Genomic DNA, 16884 nt, shown 5'->3' with positions numbered 1-16884 from the left:
CGACGATGCTTTTGCGTTTTACCAAGATGCACGGCCTGGGCAACGATTTCATGGTCATCGACCTGATCAGCCAGCACGCGCATATCCAGCCGAAACACGCCAAGCAATGGGGTGATCGGCATACGGGCGTCGGCTTCGATCAGCTCTTGCTGGTCGAGCCGCCGCACGATCCCGACGTTGACTTCCGCTACCGCATCTTCAATTCCGACGGCTCGGAAGTGGAGCAATGCGGCAACGGCGCGCGCTGCTTCGCGCGCTTTGTGCTCGACAAGCGCCTGACCATGAAACGGCAGATCCGCGTCGAAACCCGGGGCGGCATCATCGAGCTGGACATCCGCCCAGATGGGCAGATCAGCGTCGACATGGGCCCGCCGCGGCTGGTCCCAGCAGACATACCGTTCCAGGCCGACCGCGAGAGCCTCACCTATGCACTGGACGTCGACCAACAGCAGCTGGAGATCGCCGCGTTGTCCATGGGCAATCCGCATGCCGTGCTGCGCGTGGATGACGTCACGAGCGCACTGGTGCACGAGCTAGGACCGAAGATCGAGCATCATCCGCGCTTCCCGCAGCGGGTCAACGCCGGTTTTTTGCAAGTCGTCGACCGCCAACACGCGAAACTGCGGGTCTGGGAACGCGGCGCAGGGGAAACCCAGGCGTGCGGCACCGGTGCCTGCGCCGCGGCGGTTGCTGCGATTCGCCAGGGCTGGATGGATTCGCCGGTGCAGATCGATCTGCCGGGTGGCCGTCTGTCCATCGAATGGGCAGGCCCAGGACAGCCGGTTATGATGACCGGCCCCGCCGTTCGCGTTTTCGAAGGACAGGTTCGCCTATGACCGAGCAAAACCAGGACAAGCCGCAATTGCCGGATGCCGAAAGCGTTGCGGCCTACCTGCGTGCCCATCCGGAATTCTTTGTCGATCACGATGAGTTGATCCCAGAGCTGCGCATCCCGCATCTGCCCGGCGGCGCGGTGTCGCTGGTCGAACGCCAGGTGAAGCTGCTGCGCGAGCGCAACATCGAAATGCGCCATCGCCTGTCGCAACTGATGGACGTGGCCCGCGACAACGACAGGTTGTTCGACAAGACCCGTCGGCTGGTCCTCGACCTGCTCGATGCCAACAGCCTGGAAGAAATCATCGGCGCGGTGGACGAAAGCCTGCGGCACGAGTTCCAGGTGCCCTACGTCAGCCTGATCCTGTTCAGCGAGTCACCATTGCCGGTCGGCCGTAGCGTGGCCGCTGCCGAGGCGCAACAGGCCATCGGCGGTCTGCTCGGTACCGGCAAGACCGTCTGTGGTGTACTTCGCCCGCATGAGCTGGCGTTCCTGTTCGGTGAAGAGGAAAGCAGCGGCATCGGCTCGGCCGCAGTGGTCGCGCTCAGCCAGCAGCAAGGCATCCTGGCGATCGGCAGCCAGGACCCGCAGCATTACAAGAGTTCGCTGGGTACGCTGTTTCTCGGTTATATCGCCGAAGTGCTGACTCGGGTCCTGCCCCACTATTCCACACCGCTGCGCTCGGTGCGCTAGCGCACGCCAGCGGCGTGAAGGCTCAGTGTCGAACCGAGGCTGGCTACTTGCGTGTTTATTTGCAGCTTGAGGCCTGTAGCTGCTTCTTCGACCGATGGGAGCCTTCCGATGCAAGCCGATCTCGACGCCTATTTCGAGCACCTGCGCAGTGAACGGCAGGTGTCACCCCATACACTCGATGGCTATCGGCGCGACCTGGTCAAGGCCACGGCCTTCTGCCAGAAGCAGCATCTGGCGGAATGGGCCGAGCTGAAAAGCGCCCACGTTCGCCAATTGATCGCCGACCAACATCGCCAGGGTCAATCCAGCCGCAGCCTGGCGCGCTTGCTGTCGTCGCTGCGCGGCCTCTATCGTTACCTCAATCAGGAAGGGCGCTGCGCCCATGACCCGGCGGCTGGAATTTCCGCTCCCAAGGGCGACAAGCGTCTGCCGCGCCTGCTCGACACCGACCGGGCCATGCAGCTGCTCGACGGCGGTATCGAAGACGACTTCATTGGTCATCGCGACCAGGCCATCCTCGAGCTGTTCTATTCATCGGGATTGCGCCTGGCTGAACTGGTCGGGCTAAACCTCGATCAGCTCGATCTGTCTGCCAGACTGGTCCATGTCCATGGCAAGGGCAACAAGGAGCGCGTGCTACCCATCGGTCGCAAGGCACTCGAAGCGCTGCAGACCTGGCTGCCGCTGCGGGCCCTGAGCAATCCCGCCGATGGTGCAGTGTTCGTTAGCCAGCAGGGGCGCCGCCTCGGTGCTCGCGCGGTACAACTCCGAGTACGCCAGGCCGGCGTGCGTGAACTTGGCCAGCATCTGCATCCGCACATGCTCCGCCACAGCTTCGCCAGTCACATACTGGAATCCTCTCAGGACCTGCGCTCGGTGCAGGAGTTGCTCGGCCATGCTGACATCGGCACCACACAGATCTATACACACTTGGACTTCCAGCACCTGGCCAAGGTCTATGATCAGGCGCATCCACGTGCCCGACGCAAACAGGACAGCGAGCAATGAGTATCCAGCTGATCACCTTCGACCTCGACGACACGCTCTGGGATGTAGGCCCCGTCATTCACAGCGCGGAAATCCGTCTGCGGGACTGGCTCGACCAACATGCGTCGCGTCTAAGAGGCTTTCCGGTGGAGTCGCTGGCCGCGATCCGGCGCATGCTGGTCGAGTCCGAGCCGGGCCTGAAGCACCGCATCAGCGAACTGCGGCGGCGCATTCTCTTCCACGCTCTGCATGACGCTGGCTATCCGGATGGAGAAGCACGCGCTATCGCCGATCAAGCGTTTGAGGTGTTTCTGGAAGCCCGGCATGCCATTGATCTCTTCCCCGATGTGCATCCCACCCTGGAACATCTGGCTAATCACTACACACTCGGTGTACTGACCAACGGTAATGCTGACGTGCGGCGGCTAGGTCTGGCCGACTATTTCCAGTTCACCCTGTGCGCGGAAGACCTCGGCATCGGCAAGCCGGACCCGCGCCCGTTTCAGGAAGCGCTTGAGCGCGCTGGCGTGAAGGCTGAACATGCCGTGCACATCGGCGATCACCCTGACGACGATATCGGCGGGGCGCAGCGCGCCGGTGTTCGAGCGATCTGGTTCAATCCCGGCGGCAAATCCTGGCAGCACGAAGGCCAACCAGACGCTGAAGTACAAAGCCTGGCAGAGCTTCCAGCGTTGCTGGCACGCTGGTCATAATCAACTAACCGCCCTGCAGATACGACAAAGCCCAACACGGCAGTGTTGGGCTTTGCTGCGGTCACGCATCGGGAACGAGCGGCCGGGTAACGACCCGACCACTACAGGCGTGAGATGGCGCGCCTGTGCAATCCCGGCGTCACCGGCTCAGATAGGTCGGCTGCCATACTTGCTGTCGGGCTTCTTGGGCGGGTCAGCAACGACATTGGGTTCTACCTCCTGCACACGCCCACCGCGCGCCAGGAACTCCTCCATTGCACGGGCCAGCTCGTCACGCTCTTTCTGCTTGGCTTCCAGGCTCGGCAACTCCTCGACCACGACCGTCTTGGCCTTGGCCTTCTTGCTCGTCGGGGTCGCGCGTTCGCTGTCAGTGCCCTCGTCGTCGGCGCCGTTGTCTGCCTCGCCGTCGTCCGCAGCGGCCAGCTCCTCGCTATCCTCCTCGTCGCTAACGTCCAGATCGTCTTGTTCTAATTCTTCGTCACTCATGTTCAACCTCGTACCTTGCCAAAGCGGAAGTTATAGCCCAGCGATGAGCTTTGTTCGCCATCGCCAAAAAAAATTCAACTTGCCATCCCGTACAGCGTCGCAAGGATCTGCCTGGCGCCACCCTGATCTCGGTGTTCGCCCAGATAGATACCTTGCCAAGCCCCCAATGCCAGTCGCCCCTCGCTGACCGGCAAACTCACCTGGCAACCGAGCAAACTCGCCTTGAAATGTGCCGGCAGATCATCCGGCCCTTCGTAGTCATGTTCGTAGCCGCCCTGGCCTTGCGGCACCAGGCGATTGAAAAACCGCTCGAAATCGCGGCGCACCGCACCGTCGGCATTCTCGTTGATAGTCAGCGAGGCCGAGGTATGACGCAGCCACAGGTGTAACAGACCGACCGGGCATTGTTGCAGTTCCGGCAGTTGTGCAAGCAGCTCGTCGGTAATCAGGTGAAAACCTCGCGGCCTCGGACGCAACGTGATCATCGTCTGTTGCCACATGCTGGAAGCCTCTGTGATCACCTGAACCGGCGCATTCTAGCGCGACGCCAGAAAAAACAAAGGGCGCCCGCAGGCGCCCTCCTCATCCGCTTGCCAATCAGCGCTTGCTGGTGAACTCCGGGTAGGCTTCGAGGCCGCACTCGACGACGTCGACCCCTTCGTATTCCTCCTCTTCGCTGACGCGCAGACCGATCACCGCCTTAAGAAGGCCCCAGACAATCAGGCTGGCGATGAATACCCAGGCGAAGATCGAAACCAGCCCCAACAGCTGCGCACCGAAGGTCGCGTCCGCATTGGTCAGCGGTACCGCCAATAGGCCCCACATACCGACAACACCGTGCACCGAAATGGCGCCGACCGGGTCATCGAGCTTGAGCTTGTCCAGGCCGAGGATGCTGAACACCACCAGCACTCCACCGACGCCACCGATCAGTACAGACTGCAGGGCGGTCGGGGTCAGCGGTTCGGCCGTAATGGCCACCAACCCGGCCAGCGCGCCGTTCAGAACCATGGTCAGGTCGGACTTGCCGAACAGCAGCCGGGCGGTGATCAGCGCAGCGACCAAGCCACCGGCTGCTGCCATGTTGGTATTGGTGAACACCTGAGCGACCGCGTTGGCGTCTTCGATGGTGCTCATTTTCAGCTGCGAACCGCCATTGAAGCCGAACCAGCCCATCCAGAGGATGAACGCGCCCAGCGTTGCCAACGGTAGGTTCGCCCCGGGGATGGCGTTGATCTGGCCGTTCGGGCCGTACTTGCCATTACGCGGACCGAGCAGCAGTACGCCAGCCAGAGCAGCGGAGGCGCCTGCCATGTGCACCAGGCCGGAACCTGCGAAGTCGAGAAAGCCAGCTGCATCGAGGAAGCCGCCGCCCCACTTCCAGAAGCCCTGCACCGGGTATATGACGCCTGTCATCACCACGGCGAAGGCGATGAACGCCCACAGCTTCATCCGCTCGGCTACCGCACCGGAAACGACGGACATGCAGGTCGCGGCGAACACCACCTGGAAGAAGAAATCGGCGCGGGTCGAGTAGTACGGCGCGTCTTCGCCACCGGCGGCGACCACGTCCGCCGCGTTTTCGTCACCGATCAGGAAGCCCAGGCTCGGCAGGATGCCGCCGTCCGGGCTGGAGTACATGATGTAGTAGCCGATCAGCAGGTACATGATCGACGCCACGGCGTAGAGCACGATGTTCTTAGTCAGGATCTCGGCGGTGTTCTTCGCCCGAACCAGACCGGCTTCGAGCATGGAGAAACCGGCCGCCATCCACATCACCAGCGCGCCGCAGATGAGGAAATAAAAGGTATCGAGTCCGTACTGAACGGGTATCAGTGCTGTGCTATCCATTATTTTTCACCTTTTGCCGAGCGCCTGGGCGCCATTCGGTTAAGGCGCCCGGGTTGGCTCCGGGCGCGCTCCGTGTGCTTACAGGTTGTAGCCGCGTTCGTTGTGCAGGCTGAGGTCGAGGCCGATGGTTTCTTCTTCTTCGCTGACGCGCAGGCCCATCACCCCGTCGATCACCTTGAGAATCACGAAGGTGACGATGGCGGTGTACACGACGGTAAAGATCACCCCCTTGAGCTGTATCCACAGCTGCAACGCGATGTTGTCCACCTCACCGAAGCCGCCCAGCGCCGGCGCTGCGAATACACCCGTCAACAATGCACCGACGATGCCACCGACCCCATGCACGCCAAAGGCGTCCAGGGAATCGTCATAGCCGAACTTGCGCTTCAGGCTGGTGGCGCAGAATAAGCAAACGACACCAGACGCCAAACCGATGATCAGCGCTCCCATCGGACCGACCGTGCCGGCAGCCGGGGTGATGGCGACCAGACCGGCAACCACGCCCGAGGCAATGCCCAGCGCGCTGGGTTTGCCGTGCATCAGCCACTCGGCGAACATCCAGGCCAGTGCCGCAGCAGCCGTCGCGATCTGTGTCACCAGCATTGCCATACCGGCCGTGCCGTTGGCACCCAGGGAGGAGCCGGCGTTGAAGCCGAACCAGCCGATCCAGAGCATCGCCGCACCGATCAACGTCAGACCCAGGTTGTGCGGTGCCATCGGTGTGGTTGGAAATCCCCTGCGCTTGCCGAGCACGATGCAGGCCACCAGCCCGGCGATACCGGCGTTGATGTGCACCACGGTGCCACCGGCGAAGTCGATCACGCCCCAGTCCCACATCAGGCCGCCGTCGCCGCCCCAGACCATGTGCGCGATCGGGGCATAGACCAGGGTGAACCAGACGCCCATGAACACCAGCATCGCGGAGAATTTCATGCGCTCGGCGAAAGCGCCGACGATCAGCGCCGGGGTGATGATGGCGAAGGTCATCTGGAAGGTGATAAAGACGCTCTCCGGAACAGTACCGGTGAGGGCGTCAGGGGTCAGGCCGCTGAGGAAAACGCGGTCGAATCCACCGATGAACGAACTGAGATTGGTGATGCCCGCTTCCATGCCAGTCGTGTCGAACGCCAGGCTGTAGCCGTAGACCATCCAGAGAATGCTCATCAGGCCAGTGATGGCGAAGCATTGCATCATGACCGACAAGATATTTTTGGCGCGGACCATGCCGCTGTAGAACAGCGCCAGGCCCGGAATCGTCATGAACAGGACCAGCGCGGTAGCTGTAAGCATCCATGCCGTATCGCCTGAATCCAGCGTTGCCTCTTGCGCCATGGCGATGCCGGGGCTTATCAGAGACAAAAGGGCTCCTAGCCCTGCGATTTTTCGCAGAGTCATGGTTTTACTCCTGGGGCGTGGGGGTTCGTAGGCCTGCTAACGGCAGGCAATCGTAATGATCGGATCGTGCGTGAAGGTGTGAAGCCAGACTCGGTTGGCCTGGCTGGCTTCGCCCGCTACGCGACCTGGCCGATCAGATCGCGTCGGTATCGGTTTCGCCTGTCCGGATGCGGATGGCCTGCTCCAGATTGACGACGAAGATCTTGCCGTCACCGATCTTGCCGGTGTTAGCCGCCTTGGTGATGGCCTCGATCACACGATCGAGCTGATCGTCGGCAATCGCAACGTCGATCTTCACTTTCGGAAGGAAATCGACCACGTATTCGGCACCGCGATAGAGTTCGGTATGGCCTTTCTGGCGCCCGAAGCCCTTGACCTCGGTTACCGTGATGCCCTGAACGCCTATCTCGGACAATGACTCGCGTACGTCGTCCAGCTTGAACGGCTTGATGATGGCAGTGACTAGTTTCATTAAACTTCTCCCGTTTAGGTGGACTTGCCCCAGAAGTACGAACCCGGTTCAAGTCTAAGCTCAGTGTCTGGCTCTTGTAACGCGCCGGCGTAGCCGAACGACTCCCGACACCATCAGCCAAACCGACGAAACGTCCCGAATCGCCTTGGCACCGCAACGCTCTGGTGCATCGTCATGGGCCACCAAGCAGAATCAGTGCCAGCTTTCCGAAAGGTCCGGCCTGGCGCGTTCCATGGCGTCAGCGCGCGACCGCACCGCTCGCGGATCAGCGAAACCGCGCACCAATACTGCGCACCGAGACGCAAACGCCTGTCCATAAACGTGCACGCTGGCAAAAATCGCCCCCAGACAGGCCGTGCTACACTGCTGGCCGCTCAGAAACAGGTGATGCTCATGTTCCCACCCAAAGCTCTTCTCGATGCCATCGGCTCCCAGGCTTCGCGCCTGTTCAACGGCGAAACGTCGCTGCCCCGTCCTGAAATCGAAGCGCAGCTCAAAGGAATCGTGCAGGGCGCGCTGAGCAAGCTGGATGTTGTTAGCCGCGATGAGTTCGACAGCCAGATGGTTGTCCTCGCACGTACCCGAGCGCGTCTTGAAGCCCTGGAAACCAAGGTCGCCGAACTGGAAGAGAAACTCGCGCCGCCCGCGTCCGAATAGACCGGAAGGCGTCACGATCAAGGAGTGATCGGATGTCCCTCGCAATCGTCCATAGCCGCGCCCAGGTGGGCGTGGAAGCCCCCACCGTGACGGTGGAAGCGCACCTCGCCAATGGACTGCCTTCACTGGCATTGGTCGGCCTGCCGGAGACTGCGGTCAAGGAGAGCAAGGACCGCGTGCGCAGCGCGATCCTTACCTCCGGATTCGACTTCCCAGCCCGCCGCATCACCCTCAATCTCGCCCCTGCTGATCTGCCGAAAGATGGCGGCCGCTTTGACCTGGCCATTGCCCTGGGCATTCTTGCGGCGAGTGGACAGATTCCCGCGGATCGCCTCGACACCCTGGAGTGCCTGGGTGAGCTGGCCCTGTCCGGCGCGCTACGATCCGTCCAGGGCGTGCTGCCCGCCGCGCTGGCTGCACGCCAGGCCGGCCGCGCCCTGCTGGTGCCAAAGGCAAATGCCGAAGAAGCCAGCCTGGCGTCCGGCCTGATCGTCTATGCCGCCGATCACCTGCTTGAGGTGGCCGCGCACTTTAACGGCGCAACAATCATCCCGCCCTTCCAGGCACAAGGCCTGCTGCGCCAGGTGCTGCCCTACCCCGACCTGGCCGATGTACAGGGTCAAGCGGCCGCCAAGCGCGGCCTGCTGGTGGCCGCCGCGGGCGCGCACAACCTGCTTTTTTCCGGCCCGCCTGGCACGGGCAAAACGCTGCTAGCCAGCCGTCTTCCCGGCTTGCTGCCGCCGCTTGAAGAACAGGAAGCGCTGGAAGTCGCGGCCATCCACTCAGTCGCCAGCCAGTCGCCGCTGCAGCACTGGCCGCAGCGGCCGTTTCGGCAGCCCCATCACAGCGCCTCGGGCCCGGCACTGGTTGGCGGAGGCAGCCGGCCGCGGCCGGGCGAAATCACCCTGGCGCACCAGGGCGTGCTGTTTCTGGATGAATTGCCGGAGTTCGACCGCAAGGTACTGGAGGTGCTTCGCGAGCCGCTGGAATCAGGCTGCATCGTTATCGCCCGAGCCCGCGACAAGGTGCGCTTTCCGGCGCGATTCCAATTGGTTGCGGCGATGAATCCCTGTCCCTGTGGTTACCTGGGTGATCCCAGCGGGCGTTGCCGCTGCTCACCGGACCAGATCCAGCGCTACCGTGGCAAGCTGTCCGGGCCGTTGCTGGACCGCATCGACCTGCACCTGACGGTTGCCCGCGAAGCCACCGCGCTGAATGCCCCACCGGCCAGTCACGAAACCACCCTGTTGGTCGCCGAACAGGTGGCTGATGCACGGCGCATCCAGCTCCAGCGTCAGGGTTGCGCCAACGCCTTCCTCGATCTGGCCGGCCTGCGCAGCCATTGCCGGCTGCAAGCCGACGATCAGCAGTGGCTTGAACGCGCCTGTGAGCGCCTCGGCTTGTCGCTACGGGCCGCACACCGGATCCTCAAAGTGGCGCGCACACTGGCAGACCTGCAGCAGGTCGAGTCCATTGGCCGCCCGCACCTGGCCGAAGCTCTGCAATATCGTCCCAGCAGCCAGGCGGGCTAAGCCGCTAACCGGCATCTGGGCGACGATGCCGGCACCCATCGAGCGGTTGCAAATAAGATAAGAACGCTTGCTGCAACCTGCCCTTTCAAGCGGTCACATCCTCGGTAGCACCTTCGTCGACGCGGAACGGGCCCGGTCGAAAGCTGACCAGTATGTTAGATTGCGCCCTCTTCGCCACAGGCGGCCACTCCCGAATCGGTAATTAAGGAGCGCAGCATGGAGGCCAAAAAGTCTTCTTCTCCCACGCTAAACCCCCCCGTTTTCTACGGCTCTGCCGTTCTGATTCTGCTGCTGGTGATCTACAGCGTCGCCACCCCGGAACACGCCCAAAGTGTCTTCAGCGAGGTTCAGGCCTGGATCATCGCCAACGTCAGCTGGCTCTATATTCTTGCCGTTGCGATCATCCTGCTGATGGTCGTACTGCTGGCGCTCAGCCGTTATGGGGAAATCAAACTCGGTCCCGACCACAGTGAGCCGGACTACAGCCATCTGACCTGGTTCTCGATGCTGTTCTCGGCAGGTATGGGCATCGGCCTGATGTTCTTCGGCGTGGCCGAGCCGGTCATGCACTTCCTCTCGCCACCGGTTGGCGAAGGTGGCACGGTTGCTGCCGCACGTGAAGCAATGAAGATCACCTTCTTCCACTGGGGCCTGCATGCCTGGGCCATCTACGCCATCGTGGCGATGATTCTGGCGTATTTCAGCTATCGCCAGGGTCTGCCACTCACGCTGCGCTCAGCCCTGTACCCGCTGATCGGCGAACGCATTTACGGGCCCATTGGTCACGCTGTGGACATCTTCGCCATCATCGGCACCGTGCTCGGCGTGGCCACCTCGTTGGGCCTGGGCGTTACGCAGATCAATACCGGCCTGAATCACCTGTATGGATTGCCGATTTCAGTACCGGTGCAGATTGCACTGATCGCGGGCACCACGCTGCTGGCGACCATCTCGGTGGTCACCGGCCTGGACAAGGGTGTACGCCGACTGTCCGAACTGAACCTGACGCTGGCCGTGCTGTTGTTGCTGCTGGTACTGATTGCCGGCCCAACCGTATTTATCCTGCAGACCTTCGTGCAGAACACTGGTAACTACTTCTCGCAGATCGTCACCGCCACCTTCAACCTCTACGCCTACGAGCCCAACGACTGGATCGGCGGCTGGACGCTGTTCTATTGGGGCTGGTGGCTGGCCTGGTCGCCCTTCGTCGGCCTATTCATCGCGCGTATTTCCCGTGGCCGCACCATCCGAGAGTTCGTTACCGGCGTATTGCTCGTGCCAACCGCCTTCACCTTGCTGTGGATGACAGTGTTCGGCGACACGGCCATCCACATGATTCTGTGGGACCACGTCACCAGCCTGGGTGAAGCCATCGAACGCGACAGCTCCCTCGCGCTGTTCGCCTTCCTCGAGCATTTCCCATTCGCCTCGCTGCTATCGCTGATCGCGATCATCATGGTGGTGGTGTTCTTCGTCACTTCGGCGGACTCCGGCGCGCTGGTCGTCGACATGCTCGCCTCCGGTGGCGAAGGCCAGACGCCAGCCTGGCAACGCGTCTTCTGGGCCTGTTCCATGGGCGCCGTGGCTATTGCCCTGCTGCTCGCCGATGGCCTGACCGCGCTACAGACTGCGACCATTGCCAGCGCCCTGCCTTTCACCCTGGTACTGCTCTGCGCCATGTGGGGCCTGCTCAAAGCGCTGCGCGTCGATGCCACCAAACAGGGCCTGCGTTACCAAACGATCAGTACCACGCCTACAGCGCCGCAAGAGGGCGGATGGCGTCGCCGGGTGCAGAGCCTGACCAAGTACCCGCGCCGCCGCGACGTTGAGCGCTTCATTAGCGAAATCGCAACCCCAGCCTGTGCGGCCGTGGCAGATGAGTTGCGCCAGCAGGGCTACGGCGTTGAACTGACTACTGATGAGGACAACCGTACCGGGCTGCAGATCACCCACGAGGGCGCACCTGACTTCATCTACCAGATTCGCCCGCGCGGCTATCCGATGCCGAGTTTCGTCGCCAATGAGACCGACGGCGACGAGCCCACCTACTTCCGCGCCGAGGTGCATCTCAAGGAAGGCGGGCAGAACTACGACGTGATGGGCTGGAGCCGTGAGGGCGTCATCGGCGACATCCTCGACCAGTACGAAAAGCACATGCACTTCCTGCACATGGTCCGATAAGCGGTCGCCGGAGAGCTTTGCGGTTGGCTTAGCCTTCGGCAACGCTCTCCGGCTGGTCGCGGTCACTCAGGTATTTTTCCAGCTCCGCCAGCGGCAGGGGCTTGCTGATCAGATAGCCCTGTACCTGGTTGGCACCATAGCGTTCCAGCAGCTTCAGCTGGGCGATCTGTTCTACGCCTTCGGCCACCACTTCCAGCCCCAACTTATGGGCCAGGCCGATCATGGCCTGCACCAGGCTGTTGTCCGTCTTGGTTGTTATGCCATCGACGAAGCTCTTGTCGATCTTCAGCAGGCTGATGGGCAGCCTGTTCAGGTGAACGAACGATGAAAAACCGGTACCGAAATCATCCAGCGAAAAACGCACGCCGAGCTCCGCCAGTGCAGTCATGGTGCCGCTGACTTGTTCGCTGCGGCGCATCACGGCGGTTTCGGTGAGTTCGAATTCCAGCCAGTGCGGGTCCACACCGCGCTCCTCGATCAACCGCTGCAGAGTGACCAGCAGCTGGCTGTCCTGAAACTGCCGGAACGACAGATTGACGGCCATATGCAGTTCGCCTGCACCGCTCTCGCGAAGGCACTGCATGTCACGCAGCGCCCGGGAAATGACCCAGTAACCCAACGGCACTATCAGCCCGCTCTCCTCCGCCATCGGAATGAACTCATTCGGCGCGAGCAGGCCGCGCGAGGCATGACGCCATCGCACCAACGCTTCCAACCCAATGATGCGTCCGGTCGCAATGCACAATCGCGGCTGGTAATGCAGCTCCAGATCGTCGCGGCGTAACGCTCGGCGCAACTCGCCTTCGAGGTCCGCCAGGCTGCTGGCGCTGCGATTGACCCGCTCGTTGTAGAGATACCAGGTGCACCCTTGCCTGGCTTTGGCGTGGCGCATCGCAACCTGCGCCAGCCACGACAGCTGATCGGCATCGCTATCGGCCTTGGCATGGGCCAGCCCGAGGCTGCAGCCGAGCATCAGACTTTCACCATCGAGCCAATACGGCTCGGCCAGCGCCTCCACCACACGGTCGGCCACCTTTTCAGCGCGCCCGGAGCGGCGTGCGGTATCGAGCAGCAGCGCGAATTCATCGCCCCCCAACCGAGCGACTCGATCGCCCACCTCGAGCTGCGCTTTCAAACGCGCCACGACCTGCAGGATCAACCGATCACCGGCCTGATGACCGAGGGCGTCGTTGACTCGACGAAAATTGTCCATATCTAGCAACCCCAGCGCCAAACCTTCGCCGTCATGCTCGGCCAGTTGGGCCTCGAGCAAAGCGCGGAATCCTTGACGATTGGCGATGCCGGTCAGCGGGTCCTGCTCTGCCAGGCGTTGCAGCGTGGCGTGAAGGCTGCAGCGTTCGCGGGCGTAGCGCAGGCACCGGCGCAACACATCGGGGGTGAACTGCGAGCCCACCAGCCAATCCACAACGCCTTCGGGCGCCTCGTCGGGCTCTTCGTCGAGCAGAAGGATGGTAGGCCAGGGGAAACGACCCGAAGCAGGACGATGCTGCGGCGTGGTGAGTACCAGCGTATGTCCGACGTCGGCCAGATGCGCAGATACCTCCTGCCAGCAGCCGGCGACCAACAGCAGATGATGGCTACGCAGCGCCGTCAGCGCGACGCGCAGGCGCTCGCCCCACTCAGGCTCGTCGGCCAGCAAAACCAGGCGCATAGGTTGTACGGGCAATGTCACGTTGTTTCCCCGGTGCGTGCGGAGCAGAAAATGACTGGCCACCTCGACGGTACACATTCGGTGTGAAGCGGCCCGGCGGGCTGAACAGCCGAAAACGGGCCCCGCGCCTCTAGACTAAAGCATTCAGTCCTCGTTCCATTCCCTACTGGCGACGACTGGTAGGCACAGAGCTCAGGCGGCCCCATTTTGCTCGGCCAGCCCTGCTAAACTCTCGCCCCCGCTCCAACAGACCAAACGAGAATGTCCCGACTCAACCCCCGGCAACAGGAAGCCGTGAACTACGTCGGCGGCCCGATGCTGGTGCTCGCCGGCGCCGGTTCCGGCAAGACCAGCGTGATCACCCGCAAGATCGCCTACCTGATCCAGCAGTGCGGCATCCGTGCGCAGTACATCGTCGCCGTGACCTTCACCAACAAGGCCGCGCGCGAGATGAAAGAGCGCGTCAGCAGCCTGCTGCGCGGCGGCGAAGGCCGCGGATTGACCGTGTCGACCTTCCACAACCTCGGCCTGAACATCATCCGCAAGGAATACGCCAAGCTCGGCTACAAACCCGGCTTTTCAATCTTCGACGAGGGCGACATCAAGGCGCTGCTGACCGACATCATGCAGAAAGAATACGCCGGTGATGACGGGGTCGACGAGATCAAGAATTACATCGGCAGCTGGAAGAACGACCTGATCGTACCCGAGGAGGCGCTGGCCAACGCGCGCAACCCGAAGGAACAGACCGCCGCGATCGTCTATACCCACTACCAGCGCACGCTCAAGGCGTACAACGCGGTGGATTTCGACGACCTGATCATGCAGCCGGTGAAGCTGTTCCAGAATCACCCCGATGTGCTGGAAAAGTGGCGCAACAAGGTCCGCTACATGCTGGTGGATGAATACCAGGACACTAACGCCAGCCAGTACCTTCTGGTGAAGCTCCTGGTCCAGGAGCGCGCGCACTTCACCGTGGTGGGCGACGACGATCAGTCGATCTATGCCTGGCGCGGCGCGCGGCCGGAAAACCTGATGCAGCTGAAGGACGACTTCCCCTCACTGAAAGTGGTGATGCTTGAGCAGAACTACCGCTCCACCAGCCGCATCCTCAAGTGCGCGAATATCCTGATCGCCAATAACCCGCACGCGTTCGAGAAACAGTTGTGGTCGGAGATGGGCCACGGCGACCCGATCCGCGTAATCCGCTGCCGCAACGAGGAAGCCGAGGCCGAGCGCGTGGCGATGGAAATTCTCACGTTGCACCTGAAGACCGAACGTCCTTACAGCGATTTCGCCATTCTCTACCGCGGCAACTACCAGGCCAAGCTGATCGAGCTGAAGCTGCAGCACCACCAGATCCCCTATCGTCTGTCCGGCGGCACCAGTTTCTTCGGCCGCCAGGAAGTGAAGGACTTGATGTCGTACTTCCGCTTGCTGGTGAACCCCGACGACGACAATGCCTTTCTGCGCGTCATCAACGTACCGCGGCGGGAGATCGGTTCGACCACCCTGGAGAAGCTCGGCAACTACGCCACCGAACGCAAGATCTCCATGTACACCGCCTGCGACGAGATGGGGCTCGGCGAGCATCTGGACAGCCGCTTCACCGATCGCCTGTCACGCTTCAAGCGCTACATGGACAACCTGCGCCAGCAATGTGCGCAGAACGATCCAATCGCCGCGCTGCGCAGCATGGTCATGGACATCGACTACGAGACCTGGGTGCGTGCGCAAACCTCCAGCGACAAGGCCGCGGATTTCCGCATGGGTAATGTCTGGTTTCTCATCGATGCGCTAAAGAACACCCTTGAGCGCGACGAAGAAGGCGAGATGACCATCGAGGAAGCCATTGCCAAGCTGGTGCTGCGCGACATGCTCGAGCGTCAACAGGAAGAGGAGGAAGGCGCAGAAGGCGTGCAGATGATGACGCTGCATGCGTCCAAGGGGCTGGAGTTTCCCTACGTGTTCATCCTCGGCATGGAGGAGGAAATTCTCCCGCACCGCTCCAGCATCGAGGCCGATACCATCGAGGAAGAACGCCGCCTGGCCTACGTCGGCATCACCCGTGCGCGGCAGAACCTGGCGATGACCTTCGCCGCCAAGCGCAAGCAGTACGGCGAGATCATCGAGTGCATGCCCAGCCGCTTCCTCGACGAACTGCCGCAGGAAGACCTGGAATGGGAAGGCCAGGAAGATGCACCAGTGGAGGTCAAGGCCGCGCGCGGCAATGACGCGCTGGCGGCGATGCGCGCGATGCTGAAGCGCTAGCGGCGCCAGCGCGGCTCAAGCAGACGCAGGGTGGATCACGCTTCACCGATCCACCGGGTGGCGATCCACCGGGTGGCGCTTAACCAATTCTTGGGGCGGCGCTCCACCGAGCGGGATCACGGTGGATGAAAAGAGCGTCATCCACCCTACCTACTCAACCACTGACAATCGTCTCTAGCTCCGCAGCCGCCGCGCGCAGACGCGGCACGAACGCCAGCAGTTGCTCCATGCCACAACGAATCACCGGCGCATGGGTGAACAGGCAGGCGCTCAGCTCGCCGCGGCCATCGCGCACCGGCACGGCGCAGGCGACCATGCCGTCGATGAACTCCTCCGAATCGGTGGACAGGTCTTCCTCGCGAATACGTGCCAGATCGTCACGCAGGGCGCTCAAGTCAGTGATGGTGTTGCGTGCCAGCTGCCGGATCGGCAGGCGCGGGAGAATCTTTTCCAGCTGTTCCAGCGGCAACGAGGCGAGATATAGCTTGCCGCTAGCCGTGCACCAGAGCGGCGTGTGACTGCCGATGGGCAGGTTGATCTGCAAAGGCCAATTGGTCTGCACCCGATCGAAATAGAGCATGTCCAACCCATCCGGCACCGACAGGCCGCAGGTTTCGCCGATCTCTTCGGACAGCTCGCGCAGGATCGCCTGACGCAATGCCTTGTGCCGCCCGCTGCCGAGGATATTCACTGCGGTGGCATGCAGGCGATCACCGGGCAACAACCCGCCACGAAGACCGAATTGCAGGAAGCCTTCCTTCTCCAGGGTTTGCACCAGTCGATGGGCGCTGGCCTTGGGGATATCGAGCTTTTCCGCCAGCGCGCTGGGTGTCAGCGGCTCCGCAGCACCGGCCACGGCCTCGATGATCTCCAGCACGCGGGTGATAGAAGAGCCTTTTTCGCGGGGAGTACTGCGCATTGATCGAAGCCCGTTGCGGTAGATGAAGAAACAGCCGCCCCGAAGGCGGCAAAGTCTAAATGAAAGATCGGGAACCGGGGCGAGGCGAATTCCACTGCCTGCAATCACCTTACCTGATGGTCGGCATCGAGAAATCCGTACCGGCATGAAGTAGGGTGGGCTTCACCCACCAGCACGGCACAGCGTCCCCGGGGATCGCAACAGCAGGCCTCGCCAGCTG

The 16884-nt window shown here is 62.2% G+C and carries 15 protein-coding genes; 8 read left to right on the top strand and 7 right to left on the bottom strand.

Annotated features, from left to right (window positions below):
- Positions 1 to 5: 5 nt before the first annotated feature.
- The 4 genes from dapF (at position 6) to H3028_RS07580 (ending at position 3228) form a co-directional block, all read left to right on the top strand.
- Positions 6 to 836, top strand: coding sequence for a diaminopimelate epimerase (gene dapF / locus H3028_RS07595; protein ID WP_181296423.1), 831 nt, complete (start codon positions 6 to 8; stop codon positions 834 to 836).
- A complete protein-coding gene (locus H3028_RS07590) occupies positions 833 to 1528 on the top strand; it encodes a DUF484 family protein (RefSeq protein WP_181296422.1) in 696 nt (231 codons plus the stop codon). Before dapF ends, H3028_RS07590 begins: the two co-directional genes overlap by 4 nt.
- A 108-nt stretch (positions 1529 to 1636) precedes the next feature.
- On the top strand, positions 1637 to 2536 hold the full coding sequence (xerC, locus tag H3028_RS07585) for a tyrosine recombinase XerC (protein ID WP_181296421.1): 900 nt from the start codon (positions 1637 to 1639) through the stop codon (positions 2534 to 2536).
- The gene (locus H3028_RS07580) at positions 2533 to 3228 is read left to right on the top strand and encodes an HAD family hydrolase (RefSeq protein WP_181296420.1); all 696 of its coding nucleotides are present in this window, start codon (positions 2533 to 2535) and stop codon (positions 3226 to 3228) included. Before xerC ends, H3028_RS07580 begins: the two co-directional genes overlap by 4 nt.
- Before the next feature lie 147 nt (positions 3229 to 3375).
- On the opposite strand, the gene sutA is transcribed toward H3028_RS07580, so the two are convergent.
- From sutA to glnK, 5 genes are all read right to left on the bottom strand, one after another.
- Entirely contained in the window at positions 3376 to 3714 is a 339-nt protein-coding gene (gene sutA, locus H3028_RS07575; RefSeq protein WP_181296419.1) for a transcriptional regulator SutA, read from the bottom strand.
- Positions 3715 to 3788: 74 nt separating this feature from the next.
- The gene (locus H3028_RS07570; RefSeq protein WP_181296418.1) at positions 3789 to 4214 is read right to left on the bottom strand and encodes a secondary thiamine-phosphate synthase enzyme YjbQ; all 426 of its coding nucleotides are present in this window, start codon (positions 4212 to 4214) and stop codon (positions 3789 to 3791) included.
- Positions 4215 to 4311: 97 nt separating this feature from the next.
- Positions 4312 to 5565, bottom strand: coding sequence for an ammonium transporter (locus H3028_RS07565; protein ID WP_181296417.1), 1254 nt, complete (start codon positions 5563 to 5565; stop codon positions 4312 to 4314).
- A gap of 78 nt (positions 5566 to 5643) precedes the next feature.
- Positions 5644 to 6960, bottom strand: a complete 1317-nt coding sequence (locus H3028_RS07560) for an ammonium transporter (protein WP_181296416.1) — start codon at positions 6958 to 6960, stop codon at positions 5644 to 5646.
- A gap of 133 nt (positions 6961 to 7093) precedes the next feature.
- A complete protein-coding gene (gene glnK / locus H3028_RS07555) occupies positions 7094 to 7432 on the bottom strand; it encodes a P-II family nitrogen regulator (RefSeq protein ID WP_003096476.1) in 339 nt (112 codons plus the stop codon).
- Between the two features lie 393 nt (positions 7433 to 7825).
- Between glnK and H3028_RS07550 the strand changes: the two genes are divergently transcribed.
- From H3028_RS07550 to H3028_RS07540, 3 genes are all read left to right on the top strand, one after another.
- Positions 7826 to 8089, top strand: coding sequence for an accessory factor UbiK family protein (locus H3028_RS07550; protein WP_181296415.1), 264 nt, complete (start codon positions 7826 to 7828; stop codon positions 8087 to 8089).
- A gap of 32 nt (positions 8090 to 8121) precedes the next feature.
- Positions 8122 to 9621, top strand: a complete 1500-nt coding sequence (locus tag H3028_RS07545) for a YifB family Mg chelatase-like AAA ATPase (protein WP_181296414.1) — start codon at positions 8122 to 8124, stop codon at positions 9619 to 9621.
- A gap of 216 nt (positions 9622 to 9837) precedes the next feature.
- The gene (locus H3028_RS07540; RefSeq protein ID WP_181296413.1) at positions 9838 to 11802 is read left to right on the top strand and encodes a choline BCCT transporter BetT; all 1965 of its coding nucleotides are present in this window, start codon (positions 9838 to 9840) and stop codon (positions 11800 to 11802) included.
- 28 nt (positions 11803 to 11830) lie between these two features.
- On the opposite strand, the gene H3028_RS07535 is transcribed toward H3028_RS07540, so the two are convergent.
- The gene (locus tag H3028_RS07535; protein ID WP_181296542.1) at positions 11831 to 13474 is read right to left on the bottom strand and encodes a bifunctional diguanylate cyclase/phosphodiesterase; all 1644 of its coding nucleotides are present in this window, start codon (positions 13472 to 13474) and stop codon (positions 11831 to 11833) included.
- Positions 13475 to 13735: 261 nt separating this feature from the next.
- Between H3028_RS07535 and rep the strand changes: the two genes are divergently transcribed.
- A complete protein-coding gene (gene rep / locus H3028_RS07530; RefSeq protein ID WP_181296412.1) occupies positions 13736 to 15745 on the top strand; it encodes a DNA helicase Rep in 2010 nt (669 codons plus the stop codon).
- A gap of 154 nt (positions 15746 to 15899) precedes the next feature.
- Here rep and H3028_RS07525 read toward each other — a convergent pair whose 3' ends face one another.
- The gene (locus H3028_RS07525) at positions 15900 to 16664 is read right to left on the bottom strand and encodes an IclR family transcriptional regulator (RefSeq protein WP_181296411.1); all 765 of its coding nucleotides are present in this window, start codon (positions 16662 to 16664) and stop codon (positions 15900 to 15902) included.
- Positions 16665 to 16884: the final 220 nt, after the last annotated feature.

It is taken from the genome of Pseudomonas sp. Q2-TVG4-2 (assembly GCF_013620795.1).
In the GTDB taxonomy this organism is placed as follows: Bacteria; Pseudomonadota; Gammaproteobacteria; order Pseudomonadales; family Pseudomonadaceae; genus Stutzerimonas.
Note: the sequence above shows the minus strand (reverse complement) of the source record. Positions and strands in the feature narration are given on the sequence as shown.